Origin of the sequence: Yinghuangia aomiensis (assembly GCF_039542225.1) — a bacterium.
GTDB lineage: Bacteria > Actinomycetota > Actinomycetes > Streptomycetales > Streptomycetaceae > Yinghuangia > Yinghuangia aomiensis.
In genome coordinates this window covers 225,939-243,086 of sequence record NZ_BAABHS010000001.1, presented here as the reverse complement: position 1 = coordinate 243,086, position 17,148 = coordinate 225,939, and the positions used below count along the sequence as shown (strand labels likewise).

The following is a 17,148-nucleotide window of genomic DNA, read 5'->3' as shown; positions in this document are numbered from 1 at the left end:
CCTGCACTTCCGAACCCGCGCATGTGTCCGGCGCCCGTCGACGACGGGCGCCGGACGCGCGGGGAGCACGTAGCAAGTCGCACCTCCATCGGTACCACCGTCCGCCCCCGGACGGGCAATGCGTTAGGACGACCCCAGCAGTGGCTTTCGCACGACCTGAGATACAGCCGTCACACACCTTCCGTTACCGCTACCGGCGCGCTTCGCTGCGCCGGCCGCTGGTGCTCATGGCGGCCGCGGGCACCGTTCTCGTCGCCGCGTGCGGCGACAACGGCACGACCAGCCCGCAGGCCGCGGGAACGCCGAAGGACGGCGGCACGATGACCTTCCTGCTGCAAAGCGAGGCACGCGGACTGGATCCGTTCACCGCCTCGTACAACAACGTCGTGGACGGCAACCGCATGGCGGCCATCTACGACGAACTCGTCTGGGCCGACCCGAACACCGGCACGGTCCACCCCCAGCTGGCGGAGAGCCTGCTGCCGAAGGAACCCACCGCCAAGGTGTGGATGCTGACCCTGCGTTCCGACGTCAAGTTCACCGACGGCACCCCGCTCGACGCCAACGCCGTCAAGGTGAACTGGGACCGGCACGCCGACCCGAAGGTGCAGTCGCAGCAGAACGCCGCCGCGGCCGGCCTGGACACCGAGGTCGTCGACGACACCCACCTGCAGATCACCCTGCCGGAACGGAACGCGAACTTCGACCGCATGGTCGCCACACAGCTGACCTACATCGCGTCGCCGAAGTGCATAGCCAGCCAGAAGTGCGCGGAAAACCCGGTCGGTGCGGGCCCGTTCATGCTCAACCCGGGGAACTGGCACAAGGGGAAGTCGCTCACGCTGGACCGCAACCCCACGTACTTCAAGAAGGGCGCGCCCTACCTCGACCACGTCGTCTTCAAGGTCGACCCCGACCCGGGGCACGCGGTCGGGGAACTCAAGGCGGGCCGCGCCGACGCCACATCGACGATCGACCCGATGGTGGTGGCCCAGGCCCGCGACGGCGGCCTCGGCACCGTCTCGGTGATCCTGTCCGGCGGCCAGATGATCTCCTTCAACACCTCGTCCGGGCCGTTCGCCGACCCCGACGCGCGCCGCGCGGTCGCGAACGCGCTCAGCGCGGACGCCATCAACCAGCAGATCTTCGACGGCACCGGAGCCGTCGCGCACGGCATCTTCTCGTCCTCCAGCCCGGTCGCCAACGACCAGCTCCAGCAGCCGAACAACAACCCGGACGAGGCGGCGCGGCTGTTCGCGAAGGTCACCGCGAACGGCAGCAAGCCGCTCACCGCGACGATGATCATCCCGAACGCGCCGAACACCGTGAAGGTCGCGCAGTACATTCAGCAGACCCTCGCGAAGTACCCGGGCGTCAAGCTGAACGTCGAGACGCTCGACGTCCCCACCTTCATCACCCGGTCGAACATCGAACGCCGCTTCGAGGTCAAGATCGACCAGATCTGGCTCCCGGACCCGGAGCCGATCCTGGTCGGCTTCCTGCGCGGCGACAGCTTCTCGAACTGCTGCTTCTACAAGAACCCGGCGGTCGACCAGGCGCTGATCACCGCGCGCACGACGATCGACAACACCGTGCGCCGCGACGCCTATACGCAGGTGCAGATCGCGCTCAACCGCGACGTGCCGTTCTGGGTGTACCAGGAGGCGATCGGGACCGCGGTGTTCGCCCCGCGGATCACCGGCGTCAGCCTGCACAGCGACGGCGTCGCCCTGTTCGACCGCATCGGCCTGCGCCGCTGACCCGCGCCGCCGACGGGCGGACCAGAGCGCATGAATCTACCCGAAACACCCTCGGCGTGTTCGTCGGGTGACGGCCGAGAACATTCGACGGTGGACCCGACTCCTCTGAGGCAGTAGAAAGGGGCAGCCCGCATCACGTGACGAAGCAGGCCGGGCCGCCGCGTCCACGGCGGTCCGGCCTCCGCGTATCCGCGGCCGGGCGGGGTTCCGTCCTCCGGGAACCCGCCCCCACCGCGCACCCTCCACGGTGCGCGGCATGCACGAAGCACGACCCAGCACCGCCGAACCACCAACGCACCACCCGGCTTGCCCACGGTCTGCCATCCCCCGACGGTCACCGTGCAGCTGCCGGTATCGCGCACCACCGCCGCCCGCGGCAAACGGACGGCCCGTCAGGTGAAGGTTGGCCAGCAGTGACTCGTACTTCCCGCGCTATCCGAATACCCGCGCCCGCGCGGCGGAACACCGCGTTCCGCCGGGGCCGGTCTCTCGCGGCCACGGTCGTCGCCGGCGTCCTCCTCGCCGGATGCGGCGGCGGCAGCGACACTCCCCCGACGCCCGGCGGCACGCCCAAGCAGGGCGGCTCGCTGACGATGACCGTGCCGGGCGACGCGGCGAGCTTCGACCCGGCCCAGACGTCGTTCGTCGCCGCGGCGGACGGCAACCGCATGTCGGCGGTCTACGACGCGCTCGTGGTCACCGACCCGGCGACCGGGACCGTGCAGCCGCAGATCGCCGAGCGGCTCGCCCCCGACGGCAACAACATGCTGCAGTGGAACCTCACGATCAAGCCCAACGTGACGTTCAGCGACGGCGCGCCGTACGACGCCAACGCCGTCATGGCGAACTGGGACCGGCACCGGAACCCCACGATCCAGTCGTTCCAGAGCATGGCCGCGATGAACATCAAGTCGCTGACCGTCGACCCGGCCGACCCGCTGCTGCTGCACATCGCCCTGAATACGGCGAACGCGAACTTCGACCGCATCGTGGCCCGCAACCTGTCCTTCATCGCATCGCCCAAGGCCCTCGCCGACCCCGGCAAGCTGAAGGACCACCCGGTCGGCGCCGGGCCGTTCATGCTCAAGGAATGGGTGCCCGGCCAGAAGCAGGTGTTCACCAAGAACCCCAACTACTGGCAGAAGGACAAGGGCCTGCCCTATCTGGACGAGATCGTCATCAACGTCGACATGGACGTGAAGCGCGGGGTCGAGAGCCTCGGCAAGTCGTCCGACCTGATGGTGACCGTCGACCCGGCGAACATCGGGCTCGGCAAGAGCAACGGCCTCGGCGTCGAGGAGATCCACCTCAACGGCGGCGCGATGGTCCTGTTCAACAACCTCAAGGGACCGTTCACCGACGTGCGGGCGCGCCAGGCGGTCGCCTACGCGCTCAGCGGCTCGGAGATCAACGACAAGTTCTACAACGGCGCGGGTACCCCGGCGAAGGGCATCTTCGGCTCGGCGTCGCCTCTCGCCAACAACCAGCTCTCGGCCCCGGAGAACAACGCGGACAAGGCCAAGGAGCTGTTCGACCAGGTGACGAAGAACGGCACCAAGCCGCTCCAGTTCACCTACATCACCCCGTCGGCGCCGACGACCGTGGACGTGGCCCGCTTCATCCAGCAGAAGCTGAGCACCTACCGGGGTGTGGAGATGAAGATCCAGCAGGTGGACATCCCCACCTACATCCGCACCGTCCGCAAGAACGGCGACGGGTGGACCGCGGCGGTCGGGCAGCAGTGGATCGACGACCCGGAGCCGGGCATCTACGATCTGCTGCACGGCGGCCCCTTGGCGTTCGGCAACTCGGCGGGCTATGACAACGTCACCGTGAACAAGGCGCTCGAAGAGGCCCGCCTGACGACGGACACCGGAGAGCGCCGTGACGCCTACACGCGCGTCCAGACGCAGCTCAACGAGGACATGCCGTTCTGGGTGTACCAGGAGGCCGTCTCCGCGGCGCTCTTCACGCCCAAGGTGACCGGCCTCCAGCTGTTCAACGACGGTCTGGTGCGCTGGGAGCTGATCGGGCTGCACAAGTAGCCCTCCCAGGCGGCTGAGCCGCCTGTCCGGCAGCGGAATCCGCGCCGCCGGACGCCCTCGGCACGGGGGTGTCCGGCGGCGCCGCGCGTCCGTGCCGGGGGCGGAATCCGGACGCTGTGACTCCGAGTGCCGCCGATCACTGGAACATCAGAATCTGACGATGTAACAGATTCGGCTCGACAACAAACTTTCCCGCGTTAAGCACCTACGGTGGCCCTCACGTTCGCGACGCCCCGCACGTCGGCGTCCCGGACGCGCACCGCGCAGTTCCATGCTCCACCCCTCGCCCCACCCCGCCGCGCCGCCTCCCGGGCCGCGTGGCGGACCGCACGGCAGCACGATCTGGCCGGCCCCGGACCGGCCCGCCACGTACTCGCCAGGAGGAGGCAGTAACGGTGTCAGCACGACGGAAAACACGCATCGGGATCGGCGGTCTCGGTGGTCGCCGCGGCGCGGCGATCGCGGGCCTGGTGGCCCTCGGCCTCGCCGCCACGGCCTGCGGCAGCGACTCGAAGGACAAGACGAGCGACGACAAGTCCAACGGCGCCACCGCGCCCGCCGCGCAGGGCGGGCACCTGACCATGCTCGCCGTGCAGGACTCGGCGGCCTTGGACCCGTTCCGCACGTCCTATGTCGCGGTCGCCGACGAACCGCGCATGGCCGCGCTCTACGACCCGATGTTCTACATCGACCCGAAGACCGGCAAGGTGACGCCCTTCCTGGGCGAGTCGCTCACGACCGCGGACAACGGCGCCACGTGGCAGCTGAAGCTGCGCCAGGGCGTGCAGTTCAGCGACGGCACGCCGTTCGACGCCGCGGCGGTGAAGCTCAACTTCGACACGCACGCGAAGTTGGACACCCACTCGGTGCACGCCGGTTCGGCGATGATGTTCACCAGCGCGGTGACCGACCCGCAGACCGTCACGCTGACCCCGGTCGGCGGTCCGAACCCGAACCTGGACCGCACGGTCGCGTCGGAGCTGACCTACATCGAGGCGCCGTCCGCCATCAACAAGGGCCCCGAGGTGTACGGCAGCCAGCCGATCGGCGCTGGTCCGTTCGTCCTCAAGAGCTGGCAGCGCGGCAGCGTCCAGGAGTTCGAGCGCAACCCGAACTACTGGCAGAAGGACAAGGGCCTGCCGAAGCTGGACGGCATCAGCGTCAAGAACGTGCCGGACATCCAGCAGCAGTACACCAGCGTCAAGTCCGGCCAGGCGGACATCTTCGTCAGCTCGGACCAGAAGCTGCTCTCCAAGGCGAAGAGCGAGATGAACGTCGCCGAGTTCAAGACCGACGGCGGCCAGATGGTGCAGTTCAACCTGGCGAAGGCGCCGTTCAACGACCCGCGGGCGCGGCGCGCGATCGCGCTGGCGCTCGACCCGACGGAGATCCCCAAGACGCTCGACAACGGGTACGTCCCGGCCACGGGCTACTTCAACTCCTCCGGCCCGTTCGTCGACCCGGCGGTCAAGCAGCCGGCCCCGAACAAGGACGAAGCGCAGAAGCTCTTCAACGAGCTGGCCGCCGAGGGCAAGAAGGTCGAGTTCAGCTACCTGGTGCCGCAGAACCCGTCGTCGGTGAAGGTCGCCGAGTTCATGCAGAGCCGCCTGCGGCAGTTCCAGAACGTGACGATGACGATCGAGTCCCTGGAGATCGGCGCGTACATCCAGAAGTACGCGATCAAGCGGGACTTCCAGGCGATGCTGTTCCAGCAGTGGGTCGTCGACCCGGAGCCGACGGTGTTCAACTCGTTCTACTCCGGCAGCTTCCTCAACTTCATCGGCTGGAAGAACGCCGACGCGGACAAGGCGCTGCTGGCGGGGCGGATGAGCACCGACCCGGCGGCGCGGAAGCAGGCGTACTCGGACCTGCAGAAGGCGATGGCCGCCGACCTGCCGATCTGGGTGTACGCCGAGTCGTCGAACGGTCCGATCTTCAGCACCAAGATCACGGGCGTGGAGCAGTACAACGCCGGCGTGTTCTTCATGGACCGGATCGGCCGGAAGTAGCCCCCGATCCCCGGGCCGGGCACCCGCCCCGGGGGTGACGTTCGGCAAGCATGCGGCGCCCCTCCGTGCATCGGAGGGGCGCCGCTGCGCGTCCGGACCCCGCCGAGAAGCTTGACTGTGTAACAGATCGGCTTCGGGCACGTGCAACTTGCGCCAACTATCCCTACGGTGACCCAGAGCACGCGGTGCACAGGATCGGTGATCTTGCGCACATCGCGTTTCCCCCGGAGCAGAACGGCCCTCGTGGCTGCCATGCTCCACACGTGTCACCCGGCAGCCGTCCTTCGGCCGCCGGTGCGCGGCTCCCCGGCTCCGCGGTCCCATCCCGCCGCCCAAGCTCCCGGCCGCATTTCTGCAAGGTCTCACAGCTATACGGCTCGACAGCTCCACGGTTCCCCCTGCTCCACAGCACGACAGCACCAACCGACCGGACCCGGTCCGGTCGTCATGTTCTCGGCGGAGGTGGCAAGACGGTGTCAGCACGACGCACGGCAGCACGGCGCACCATGCAAGGCACGGCAATACCCGCACTGATCGCGGCGCTCGCGTTGACCGCGACCGCGTGCGGGGGCAACGACAAGAAGTCGGACAGCTCGTCCGGCGGCGGTACCGCCAAAAACGGCGGCAAGATGACGATGCTCGCGGTCCAGGACTCCAAGTCCCTCGACCCGTTCCGCTCGTCGTACGTCGCGGTCGCGGACGAGCCGCGGATGGCGGCGCTGTACGACCCGCTGTTCTACATCGACGTGAAGACGGGCAACGTCACCCCGTTCCTGGGCGAGTCGCTGACCACCGCCGACAACGGCGCGACCTGGACGCTGAAGCTGCGCGCCGGGGTGAACTTCAGCGACGGCACCCCGCTCGACGCGGCGGCCGTCAAGCTCAACTGGGAGACGCACGCGAAGCCGGAGACGGCGTCGCTGCACATCTCCGCCGCGGCCGGCCTGACCCTCGAGGTCACCGACCCGCTGACGCTCAAGATCACCCCGGCGAAGATGCCGAACCCGAGCTTCGACAAGACGGTCGCGACGCACCTGACCTACATCGAGGCGCCGTCCGCGATCAACAAGGGCCTGGACGCCGCGGGCACCCAGCCGGTCGGCGCGGGCCCGTTCATGCTGAAGAGCTGGACGCGCGGCAGCGAGCAGGTGTTCGTGAAGAACCCGAACTACTGGCAGAAGGACAAGGGTCTGCCGAAGCTCGACGAGCTGTCGATCAAGAACGTCCCGGACATCAACCAGCAGCTCAACTCGGTCAAGTCCGGCCAAGCCGACATCTTCGCCAGCTCCGACCCGAAGCTGCTCGCGGAAGCGAAGTCCTCGGTGCAGTCGCAGGTCAAGGAAGACCTCGGCGGCCAGCTGCTGGGCTTCAACGCGGCCAAGGCGCCGTTCGACGACCCGCGCGCCCGCCGCGCGATCGCGCTCGCGCTGGACCCGGCGGACATCCCCAAGACGCTGCAGAACGGCTACATCCCGGCGAAGAGCTTCTTCCCGCAGTCGTCGCCGTACTTCGACCCGCAGTACGCGCAGCCCGCGCCGAACAAGGACGAAGCGCAGAAGCTCTTCAACGAGCTCGCCGCGGAGAACAAGAAGGTCGACTTCACGCTGCTCGTCCCGAAGAACCCGTCGTCCGACAAGGTCGCCGAGTACTTCAAGAGCCGCCTGAGCGCCTTCGAGAACGTGTCGATGAAGATCGACTCGATCGAGATCGGCCAGTACATCCAGAAGTACGCGATCCAGAAGGACTTCCAGGGCATCCTCTTCCAGCAGTGGCTGGTCGACCCCGAGCCCGACATGTTCAACACCTTCCTGTCGCAGAGCCCGATGAACTACTTCGGCTGGAAGAACCAGGAAGCGGACGCCGCCCTGATGGCCGGCCGCACCGCCACCGACCCGGCCGCGCGCAAGCAGGCGTACTCGAACCTGCAGAAGGCGATGGCCAACGACCTGCCGATCTGGGCGTACGCCGAGTCGCAGGTGGGGCCGATCTACAGCAAGAAGGTCACCGGCGTGGAGATGTACAACACCGGCGTGGTCTTCATGGACCGCATCGGCCTGTCCTAACCCGCGCCCGCGGCGCTTCGCCGCGGACCCGGAACCCGGGCGGCGCCCCTCCGCAGATTGCGAAGGGGCGCCGCCTCGTTTCCGTGGTGCCCGGGTCGGCCGTGATGCCGTCACGCCTGCGGGAACGGCGCCTCGGGCAGTTCCGCGGTCAGCCGGTCGGCGAGCGACCGGACGGCGGCGGTGTCGCCGAACCGGTCGACGGCGCTCCGCACGGTGCGCCGCAGCCGCGTCGTCAACCGGTCCGACCGGACCCGCCCGACCAGGTCGAGCGCACCGGCGGCAGCCTCGCACGCGGCGTCCGCCTCGTGTTCGAGGACGTGCACCGACGCCAGGCCGATCAGGCCGAGGGCGAGCGAACGCGCGTAGTCGGGGGTCGCGGCGAACAGCCGCACGGCCCTCTCCATCGGCGGCCGGGCGCGCTCCGCCGGTCCCGCGCTGCGGTACGCCAGGTCGCGGTACGCGTGCCCGGCCTCCGCCGCCAGTTCCGCCTCGCCGAAGTACCGGATCCAGTCGGGCTCCGCGGATTCCCCCGCGTCGGCCGCGAGCTGTTCGGCGAGGACCAGCGAACGACGGCACTTGTCGGCCTGCGCGAGGCCGGCGTGGGCCCGGCCTTCGACCGCGTAGAGCATCGCCTGGGTGCGCGGGCCCGCGCTGTCGCGGGCGCCGTACTGGGCGAGGTGGACCAGCTCCAACGCGTCCGACGGGCGGTCCAGGTGGATCATCTGACGGGCCATCACGCCGAGGACGTTGGCGCCGAGCGGCCGGTCCCCGGCTTCCTTCGCGGCATGCAGCGCCAGCACGAAGTACTTCTGCGCGCCCGGCTGCATGCCGACGTCGTAGGACATCCAGCCGGCCAGCAGCGCCAGCTCGGCGGTGAGCCGGAAGAGCCGGTCGCGGACCGGCAGCGGATAGGCGTCCTGCAGCAGGTCCGTGACCTCCTGCAGCTGGCCGACCACGGCCTTGCGCCGGAGGCCGCCCCCGCACTGCATGTCCCAGTCGCGGAACAGCCGCACGGTCTCTTCCAATTGGTCCAGCTCGCCGGCCCCTATTCGGCCCGGGGCCAGGGGGGCGCGAGGCGGCAGCGGCGGCACCGGGGTGGGGGCGAGCCACCGCTGCATCGGCTCGACCAGCGCCGGGCCCGCCGACAACGCCAGGGACGCGCCGAGGAACCCCCGGCGGCCCAGCATGAGGTCGCTGCGCGAGAACTCGCCGAGCAGGTCCACCACCGACTCGGGCGACCACGGCAGGTCGACGCCGGAACCGGTGAACAGCGCGCCCGGCTCCTTGAAGCCGAGGTCCTCGACGGCGACCACGCAGCCGAACTGCTCGCTGAACAGCTCGGAGATGATGCGCGGTATCGGATCGCGCGGCTGCTCGCCGTCCAGCCACCGCCGCACGCGCGACGTGTCGGTGCTGACGTGCAGGGCGCCCTGCCGGCGCGCGCGGCGGTTGACCTGGCGCGCGAACTCGCCCTTGGACCAGCCGGTGCGGTCGAACCACGACGCGAGGCGGTCGTTGGGCTGCTTGCCCGATCCGGAACGGCGCGGCTCGGCCGCGGGCTCGGCGGCGAACGACTCGGCCGCGGGCTCCGCGAACGGGTCCTCGGGGACACCGCCGGGGCCCTCGGCCCGGGCGGCGAATCCTGCGGTCTCGGCTTCTGCGATTGACACCGGATTCTCCCCCTGTGCACTCCACACCGTCGTGCCCGGTTCCCTTCGGTCGCCCAACGGATGTCCCGGGGACCGTGCGCAATGTCCCGTATGCCGAAAGTAACCCCGGGAGCGGCGGCCAAGCGGGCGAACGGGAAAACGCCACTGTTCGCCACCCCTTGCGCCAGGGTCACCGCAGGGGGCTCGCACGCTTGACTGGTAGTCGACCGGCGACCGCCAACCGCCGCTTCCGCCGCAACTCCGCCGCGGTTGCGTAGCGGAGCCGTAACCAAAAGTGACGGGAGCCGTTGGGAGGTCATGGACATCATGCTCGGATCGCGCCGACGCACCCGCACGGCCTTGTGGCAGGCGGTGTCGGAGTATGTCGAGCAGCGGAACTGGCCCGTCGCCCAGGGAACCTACCTGGTTCGGGACGGGCGCAGCACGCGCTGTTCGTGCGGCCGCGCGGCCTGTGCCGCCCCCGGCATGCACCCGTCCGACCCGGAGTGGTCGGCACACGCGACGACCGCGCCCGCGGCGGCACGCTACCTGTGGTCCCAGTGGCCGGACAGCACCGTGGTCCTGCCGACCGGGCGCGCGTTCGACGCGATCGGCGTCCCGGCCCCCGCGGGCCGCCGAGCACTGGTCCGTCTGGAGCGCATGGGCACGCCGCTGGGGCCGGTGCTGGAGACCCCGACCGGGCGGCTGTTCTTCCTGGTCGCCGCCGGGGCCGCGGGCGAACTCCCGCACCTGCTGTACCAAATGGGCTGGGACGACGCGGAACTCGACCTGCGCTGCCACGGCGAGGGCGACTACATTTTCGCGCCGCCGTCGCCGCTGGGCCTGCTCGGCACCGCGGAGTGGATCCGCCCGCCGGACGACACCCGCGCGCTCCCCGAGGCGCGCCTGCTGCTCGGCACCCTCGCCTACGCCTGCCACAGCAACAGCCCGCGTGCCGGCCGCGGGCTCTGGCTCGCCTCCTGAACCGAGCAGCACTTCCCCGGACATGCCGAAGGGCCGACGACCTCGCGGTCGCCGGCCCTCTTGTGTCGCGTGTGCCGTGGTTCGGGCGGTCAGTCGCCGATCAGCGCGTCGACGAACGCGCTCGGCTCGAACGGTGCGAGGTCGTCCGGCCCCTCGCCCAGGCCGATCAGCTTGACCGGAACGCCCAGCTCGCGCTGCACGGCGACCACGATGCCGCCCTTGGCGGTGCCGTCCAGCTTGGTGAGCACGATGCCGGTGATGTTGACGACCTCGGCGAAGACCCGGGCCTGCACGAGGCCGTTCTGGCCGGTGGTGGCGTCCAGGACCAGCAGGACCTCGTCGACCGGGCCGTGCTTCTCGACGACGCGCTTGACCTTGCCCAGTTCGTCCATGAGGCCGGTCTTGGTGTGCAGGCGGCCGGCGGTGTCGATGAGGACGGTGTCGACGCCCTCGGCGATGCCCTCCTTGACCGCGTCGAACGCGACGGACGCCGGGTCGCCGCCCTCCGGGCCGCGCACGGTGCGCGCGCCGACCCGCTCGCCCCAGGTCTGGAGCTGGTCGGCGGCCGCGGCACGGAACGTGTCGGCGGCGCCGAGCACGACGGTGTGGCCGTCGGCGACGAGGACGCGGGCGAGCTTGCCGGTGGTGGTGGTCTTGCCGGTGCCGTTGACGCCGACGACCATCAGCACGCCGGGAGCGCCGTCGGCGGCCTTGGTGGTGGTCAGCGAACGGTCGTAGTCGGTGCCGACGAGCGCGAGGAGTTCCTCGTGCAGCAGGGCGCGCAGGTCGGCGGGGCTGCGGGTGCCGAGGACCTTGACGCGGGTACGGAGGCGTTCGACGAGTTCCTGGGTGGGGGCGACGCCGACGTCGGCGGTGAGGAGGGTGTCCTCGATCTCCTCCCAGGTGTCCTCGTCGAGGTGCTCGCGGGACAGCAGGGCCAGCAGCCCCTTGCCGAGGGTGTTCTGCGACCGGGCGAGCCGGGCCCGCAGCCGCACCAGGCGGCCGGCGGTCGGCTCGGGCACCTCAAGCGCGGGCGGCGCCTCTTCGAGGGTGTCCGGAACGGTGGCCGCCCCGGCCTCGTCGGCTGCGGGCGGCGCCTCGGTCTCGGGCAGGTCGAGCGTGTCGATTCCGCGGCGCGGCGGCTCGGGCAGCTGCTGCGCGTCCTCGCCGACGCTCGGCTCGACGGGGGTGCGGGGCGGAGGCGGTGCGACGGAGCCGCGGCGCGAGCCGACGACGAACCAGCCGGCTGCGCCGAGCACCACGACCGCGATGACGACGACAAGGATCAGAGTTTCCATAGGAGCCCCAGTCTCCCAGACACCCTCCCGCCAACCGAACCTCGGACACGACGCGCAGAGGACGCGACGCGGGGGCCCGAACCCGGGGGCCGGGGGCGCGCAGGTCAGCGGCGGGGCAAGCACCGGTCAGGCCCGCGGCGTCCCGCCCGCCGCTTCGCCATGCCCCCACCCCCGTCACCCCGCTCCCATTCCCCCGCCACTTCAGGGCCCCTGACGGCCCGGTTCGGGGCATTGCGGTCGGTTCGCGTGGGTGTCCGGGGGGCCTGCGCCAACAAAGTAGTGGGGAGCGGCAAATGCCGGGTCTGTCAAGGCGTTGAATCCTGACTGGGTGTCAGATAGCTTGCCGGGGCCAAGCATGCTCCCGGGTCGCCCGGCCGCGCGAAAAACGCGCCGGGGCCGGCGGGACGATCGGAAGGTGTGCAGCCCCCATGGCAGTGACGAATCTGCGGTTCAACCAGGTGACTCCCGGTCTGGACCGAGCCGACGTCCAGTCCCGCTACAAGGCCACCATCGAGATGGCCAAGTTCGCGGACGCGAACGGGTTCGACATGATCAGCCTGGAGGAGCACCACGGCGCGGAGAACGCCTGGAGCCCGTCCCCGCTCAGCACCGCGGGTGCGATATTCGGCGCCACCGACCGCATAGGCGTGATCATCTGCGCGCTCCTCGCTCCGCTGTACGACCCGATCCGCCTCGCCGAGGACATCGCCGTCCTCGACAACATCAGCGCCGGCCGCCTCTCGATCGTCGCGGGCCTCGGCTACCGCCCCGTCGAGTACGCGGGCCTCGACCGCGAGTGGACCCGCCGCGGCAAGATCCAGGACGAGGTCCTGGAGACGCTCCTCAAGGCCTGGACCGGCGAGGAGTTCGAGTACCGCGGCCGCACCGCCCGCGTCACCCCGCGCCCGTTCACCGACCCGCACCCGATGGTCATGGTCGGCGGCACCGCCAAGGCCTCCGTGCGCCGCGCCGTGCGCCTGAAGCTGCCGTTCTACGCCGCGGCGAACATCCCCGAGCTGGAGTCGTACTACTACGAACTCGCGGCCGAGCAGGGCTTCGAGGGCGGCTTCGCGGTCATGCCGCCGGCCTCCACGAAGATGATCTACTGCACCGAGGACCCCGACAAGGCGTGGGCGGAGTACGGCAAGTACTTCCTGCACGAGGCGGAGACCTACTCGAGCTGGCAGACCGCCGACATCGAGTCGGCCGTCGAGTCGCACGCGCACACCGTCGACGACCTCCGCAAGGAGGGCATCTACACCTGCCTCACGCCGGAGGAGTGCATCGAGATCGGCCGCACCGGCGGTCTGACCGACGCTCTGATCCTGCACCCGCTGTGCGGCGGCCTGCCGATCGAGGCCGGCTGGGCGAGCCTGCAGCTGTTCAACGACAAGGTCATGCCGCACAACCACCCGGAGTGACCGGGCGGGCGGCAGCCTGACGAGGCGCACGGACAGAACGCGAGGGCGGCCGGATTCACACCGGCCGCCCTCGCGTTTTCCACCGTCCGAAGCCGGAAGCCCGAAGCCGGAAGCCCAAGACCGGAAGCCCGCAGCCCGCGAAGCCGACCGCCGCTCAGCCCGCGGCCGCAGGCTCCGGCACCGCCGCCGGCACCGCCTCGGCACCGTCGCCCGACTCCTCGTCCTTGATCAGCCGCTGGCTGATCACCGTGGTCACGCCGTCACCGCGCATGGAGACGCCGTACAGCGCGTCGGCGACCTCCATCGTGCGCTTCTGGTGGGTGATCACGATCAGCTGCGAACTCTCCCGCAGTTCGGAGAAGATCCGGATGAGCCGCTGGAGGTTGGTGTCGTCCAGCGCGGCTTCCACCTCGTCCATGACGTAGAACGGGCTCGGCCGCGCCTTGAAGATGGCGACCAGCAGCGCGACCGCGGTCAGCGACCGCTCGCCGCCGGACAGCAGCGACAGCCGCTTGACCTTCTTCCCCGGCGGCCTCGCCTCGACCTCGACACCGGTGGAGAGCATGTCGTCGGGGTCGGTCAGCACCAGGCGGCCTTCGCCGCCCGGGAACAGCCGCGAGAACACGCCTTCGAACTCGCGTGCGGTGTCGTGGTACGCCGACGTGAACACCTGCTCGACCCGCTCGTCGACCTCCTTGACCACGGTCAGCAGGTCGCGCCGGGTGTTCTTGAGGTCTTCGAGCTGCTCGGTCAGGAACTTGTGGCGTTCCTCCAGCGCCGCGAACTCCTCGAGCGCCAGCGGGTTGATCTTGCCGAGCTGGACGTACGCCTTCTCCGCCGCCGCCAGCCGCTTCTCCTGCTCGGCCCGCACATACGGCCGCGGCTGCGCCTCCTTCGACTCCGGATCCCGGACCTCGCCTTCCGCGGGCGGGGTCGGCGGCACCAGGGTGTCCGGCCCGTACTCGCCGACGAGCCCGGCCGCGTCCATGCCGTGTTCTTCGAGCGCCTTGGCTTCCAACTGCTCGATCCGCAGCCGCTTTTCGGTGCGCAGCATCTCGTCGCGGTGCACCGAGTCGGTGAGCTTCTCCAGTTCCGCGGCGAGTTCGCGGACCCGGCTGCGTTCCCGCGCGAGGTCCTGTTCACGGGCGGCGCGGGCGCGTTCCGCGGCCGAGCGTTCGGCTTCGGCGCGGGCGAGCGAGGCTTCCGCGAAGCGCAGCAGGGTCTGGGTCCCGGCCAGTACCGCGCCCGCGACCCGGGCTTCGACGGCCATGCGTTCGCGGCGTTCCGCGGCCCGCGAGCGCGCTTCGCGTTCCATGCGCGCGCCGCGGTCGAGCGAGTCGGCGCGCCCGGACAGCGCTTTGACCTGTTCTTCGTGGGTGCGTACGGAAAGCCGGGCCTCCATCTCGGCCTGCCGCGACGCGGTGGCCTCGGCGGCGAGCCGGTCGCGGGTGCCCGAGTCGGGCTCCTCGTCGTCCGGCATCTCCTCGGCGGTTTCGAGGCGTGCGGACAGCTCTTCGAAGGCGAGCGCGTCCTGTTCCTTGGCGGCTTCGGCCTTGGCGACCGCCCCGGCGAGCCGTTCGGCTTCGCCCGCCGCGGCGCGGGCTTGGCCGCCGAGCCTGCCGAGTTCCTTGGCGGCCGCCGACCGGGCCTTCTCGATCTCGCGGCGTTCGGCGGTGAGCTGTTCGACGGCGGCGGCCGCATCCTTGCGGGCCGCGGTCGCCGCGGCGAGGCCGTCCTTGGCCGTCGCGCAGCGGTCCACGAGCGCGTCCAGCCGGGCCGCGGCCTCGTCAACGGCGGCCTGCACTTCGAGCAGGCTGGCCGCGGACGCGGAGCCGCCGTGCGCGAAGTCCGCACCCAGCAGGTCCCCCTCGCGGGTGACGGCACGAACCCCGGGAACCGCGGCGACCAGTGCGGCGGCGGCTTCGAGGTCGTCCACCACGGCGACCTTGTCGAGCAGCCGGTGCACCGCGCAGGCGATCTCCGGCGGCGCGGTGAGCAGCCGCACCGCGTACGTCGCGGACGCGGGCAGGCCCGGCCAGCCCGCCGTCCCGTCGCCGTCGTCCGCGCCGCCGACGAGCAGGCCGGCGCGCCCCGCGTCGTCTTTGCGGAGCAGCCGCAGCGCGTCGGCGGCGGTGTCGACGCCGTCCACCGCGACGGCGTCGGAGGCCGCGCCGAGCGCTGCGGCGACCGCGGTCTCGGCGCCGTGCTGCACGGTGACCATCGCGGCGACGGTGCCGAGCACGCCGGACAGCCGGTCGCCCGCGGCGAGCAGTGCGCCCGCGCCGTCCTTGCGGTTGAGCCCGAGTTCGAGGGCTTCCTTGCGGGCGGTGACCGCGGCGCGTTCGCGTTCGGCTTCCTTCTCCGCGTCGCGGGCCGCGGCCAGGGCGTCCTCGGCATCGGCCAGCATCGCGCGGGCTTCCTCGAGCCGGCCTTCGACGGCGCCGCCGTCTTCGCCGTCGTCTCCCCCGCCGACTTCGGCTTGCAGCGCGTCGAACTCCTGCTGCGCGGCGGCGGCCCGGGCCTGGGCGCCGGTGAGGGATTCGGTGAGCCGCCCGATCTCCGCCTCGGCACCGGCCACCCGGGTGCGGGCGGCGTTGACCTGTCCGGCGAGCCGGGCCAGGCCTTCGCGCCGGTCGGCGATCGCCCGCGCCGCGGCCTTGAGGCGCTTCTCCTCTTCACCGAGGGCGCGTTCGAGTTCGCCGCGCCGCTCGGTGGTTTCGGCGAGCTGCACCATCGCCTCTTCGAGGGCTTCCTTCAGCTCCGCCTCGGTCTCGCGGATGCGGGCGGCCTCGCGCTCCATCTCCTCGGGGTCGCGGCCGCGGCGTTCCTCGGCGGGCTGCGCGGTGGCGTGCTTGACGCGCTGCTGGGCGAGTCCCGCCGTACCGCGCACGCGCTCGGCCAGCGAGGAGAGTTCGTACCAGGTCTCCTGGGCGCGGGCGAGCCGCGGCGTGAGCGCCTTGACCTCTTCTTCGAGCGCGGCTTCGCGGGCCTGGACTTCGCCGAGTTCGCGTTCCGCGACGGTACGCCGTTCGCGCAGCGCGGCCTCGTCGGCGATCTCCTCGTCGAGGTTCTTGCGCAGCGTCACCAGGTCGTCGGCGAGCAGCCGCAGCCGGGCGTCGCGCAGGTCCGCCTGGATCGCCGCGGCCCGGCGGGCGACCTGCGCCTGGCGGCCGAGCGGCTTGAGCTGGCGGCGCAGTTCGTTGGTGAGGTCGGCGACCCGGGTGAGGTTGGCCTGCATCGCGTCGAGCTTGCGCAGCGCCTTTTCCTTGCGCTTGCGGTGCTTGAGGACGCCGGCGGCTTCCTCGATGAACGCGCGGCGCCCCATCGGGTCGGCCTGGAGCACCGAGTCGAGCTGGCCTTGGCCGACGATGACGTGCATCTCGCGGCCGATGCCCGAGTCGGACAGCAGCTCCTGGATGTCGAGCAGCCGGCAGGTGGTGCCGTTGATCTGGTACTCGGAGCCGCCGTTGCGGAACATCGTCCGCGTGATGGTGACTTCGGTGTAGTCGATGGGCAGCGCGCCGTCGGTGTTGTCGATGGTGAGGCTGACCTCGGCGCGGCCGAGCGGGGGACGTCCCGCGGTGCCCGCGAAGATGACGTCCTCCATCTTGCCGCCGCGCAGCGACTTGGCGCCCTGCTCGCCCATGACCCACGACAACGCGTCGACGACGTTGGACTTGCCGGAGCCGTTCGGCCCGACGACGCACGTGATGCCGGGCTCGAACCGCAGCGTCGTCGCGGACGCGAAGCTCTTGAATCCGCGGAGGGTGAGGCTCTTGAGGTGCACCCGCCGCAGCGTACCCGGACAGGTCGGGCACGACCCGGCAGAACCGCGAACCCGACGGCGTGTCGGAAGGGGTGTGACCTGGGAAGTGACGGGGTATCACGTCACCACGACGGGAGACGAGGGGGAACCGGG

Annotated in this window: 9 protein-coding genes; 6 read left to right on the top strand and 3 right to left on the bottom strand. The window is 70.7% G+C overall.

Going from position 1 to position 17,148, the window contains the following annotated elements:
• Positions 1 to 140 precede the first annotated feature (140 nt).
• From ABEA93_RS00995 to ABEA93_RS00980, 4 genes are all read left to right on the top strand, one after another.
• Positions 141 to 1,760 carry an ABC transporter substrate-binding protein gene (locus tag ABEA93_RS00995; RefSeq protein ID WP_345673274.1) on the top strand — a complete coding sequence of 540 codons (1,620 nt, stop codon included), beginning with the start codon at positions 141 to 143 and terminating at the stop codon, positions 1,758 to 1,760.
• Between the two features lie 413 nt (positions 1,761 to 2,173).
• On the top strand, positions 2,174 to 3,805 hold the full coding sequence (locus tag ABEA93_RS00990) for an ABC transporter substrate-binding protein (protein ID WP_345673273.1): 1,632 nt from the start codon (positions 2,174 to 2,176) through the stop codon (positions 3,803 to 3,805).
• A 395-nt stretch (positions 3,806 to 4,200) separates the two neighbouring features.
• Entirely contained in the window at positions 4,201 to 5,814 is a 1,614-nt protein-coding gene (locus ABEA93_RS00985) for an ABC transporter substrate-binding protein (protein WP_345673272.1), read from the top strand.
• A gap of 473 nt (positions 5,815 to 6,287) precedes the next feature.
• Positions 6,288 to 7,877 (top strand): ABC transporter substrate-binding protein, encoded by a 1,590-nt coding sequence (locus tag ABEA93_RS00980; protein WP_345673271.1) that lies wholly within the window; start codon positions 6,288 to 6,290, stop codon positions 7,875 to 7,877.
• Positions 7,878 to 7,987: 110 nt separating this feature from the next.
• Here ABEA93_RS00980 and ABEA93_RS00975 read toward each other — a convergent pair whose 3' ends face one another.
• Entirely contained in the window at positions 7,988 to 9,547 is a 1,560-nt protein-coding gene (locus ABEA93_RS00975; RefSeq protein WP_345673270.1) for an NsdA family TPR-like regulatory protein, read from the bottom strand.
• 297 nt (positions 9,548 to 9,844) lie between these two features.
• Between ABEA93_RS00975 and ABEA93_RS00970 the strand changes: the two genes are divergently transcribed.
• Complete coding sequence (locus ABEA93_RS00970) at positions 9,845 to 10,510, top strand: bifunctional DNA primase/polymerase (RefSeq protein WP_345673269.1); 666 nt, start codon at positions 9,845 to 9,847, stop codon at positions 10,508 to 10,510.
• Positions 10,511 to 10,599: 89 nt separating this feature from the next.
• Here the strand turns inward: ABEA93_RS00970 and ftsY are convergent, their stop codons facing one another.
• A complete protein-coding gene (gene ftsY / locus ABEA93_RS00965; protein ID WP_345673268.1) occupies positions 10,600 to 11,808 on the bottom strand; it encodes a signal recognition particle-docking protein FtsY in 1,209 nt (402 codons plus the stop codon).
• A 428-nt stretch (positions 11,809 to 12,236) separates the two neighbouring features.
• On the opposite strand from ftsY, the gene ABEA93_RS00960 reads away from it, so the two are divergent.
• Complete coding sequence (locus tag ABEA93_RS00960; RefSeq protein ID WP_345673267.1) at positions 12,237 to 13,229, top strand: LLM class flavin-dependent oxidoreductase; 993 nt, start codon at positions 12,237 to 12,239, stop codon at positions 13,227 to 13,229.
• Between the two features lie 154 nt (positions 13,230 to 13,383).
• Here ABEA93_RS00960 and smc read toward each other — a convergent pair whose 3' ends face one another.
• Positions 13,384 to 17,016 (bottom strand): chromosome segregation protein SMC, encoded by a 3,633-nt coding sequence (gene smc, locus ABEA93_RS00955; protein WP_345673266.1) that lies wholly within the window; start codon positions 17,014 to 17,016, stop codon positions 13,384 to 13,386.
• Between the last annotated feature and the right edge of the window lie 132 nt (positions 17,017 to 17,148).